We start from the raw sequence: 821 nt of genomic DNA on the forward strand, positions 1-821 counted from the left end.
GTCCCGCACGGCTTTTTCAAGGTCGGCCGGAAAAGGCTGGGCTTCGACCAGCGCGCGGATTTTGGCGCCCGCCTCGGCCAGGGCACGCACGTCGTCGGTGTTGAGCGCGTCCAGCACACCGTTGATTTTTTTGTCCAGCCCGTCGTGGGCCAGGAACACGCGGAAGGCATGCGCCGTGGTGGCGAATCCGGTGGGCACCCGCACGCCCTGGGGACCGGTGGGCAGTTGCGAGATCATCTCGCCGAGGCTGGCGTTCTTACCGCCAACGGCCTCGACGTCTGTCATCCTCAGGTTTTCAAACGGTACGACCAGGGCGGTCGCCTCAAACAGATTGGACATGAAAATACTCCGGGAGGTTTAAAAACCGGGGAATTCACCATGCGCGGCAGGCAACCTTGTTGTTGTTCGAGGGGGTTGTGGCGGGGCATGGCGTGACAAACTGGATAATTGGCCCAATTGTAGGGGCGAGCCGCCGGATGTGCCGCGTCAGCCTTTCACCCAGCTTTCAATCAGCCAAACACCCACCATGTCCCAACGCACCGTGTTTTTCATCTCCGACGGCACCGGCATCACCGCGGAAACCTTTGGTAACGCCATCCTGGCGCAATTCGAATTCAAGCCGCGCCATGTCCGCTTGCCCTTTATCGACAGCGTGGACAAGGCCCACCAGGCGATACGGCAGATCAACCACACGGCTGAAGTCGAGGGCAAACGCCCCATCGTCTTCACCACGCTGGTCAACATGGAAATCCTGGCCGTCATCAAAACCCACTGCAACGGCATGCTGCTGGACATGTTCGGCATGTTCGTGGCGCGGCTGG

General features: G+C 60.5%; 2 protein-coding genes. One reads left to right on the forward strand and one right to left on the reverse strand.

The window, feature by feature from the left end; genetic code table 11:
- Positions 1-339, reverse strand: a 339-nt coding sequence (locus tag AC1D0P_RS26295; RefSeq protein ID WP_477679413.1) for a PEP/pyruvate-binding domain-containing protein, incomplete at its 3' end; no start/stop codon positions are given.
- Positions 340-526: 187 nt separating this feature from the next.
- On the opposite strand from AC1D0P_RS26295, the gene AC1D0P_RS26300 reads away from it, so the two are divergent.
- A partial coding sequence (locus tag AC1D0P_RS26300) for a kinase/pyrophosphorylase (protein ID WP_477679414.1) occupies positions 527-821 on the forward strand: 295 nt, incomplete at its 3' end.

It is taken from the genome of Polaromonas sp. P1_G2, assembly GCF_056405515.1.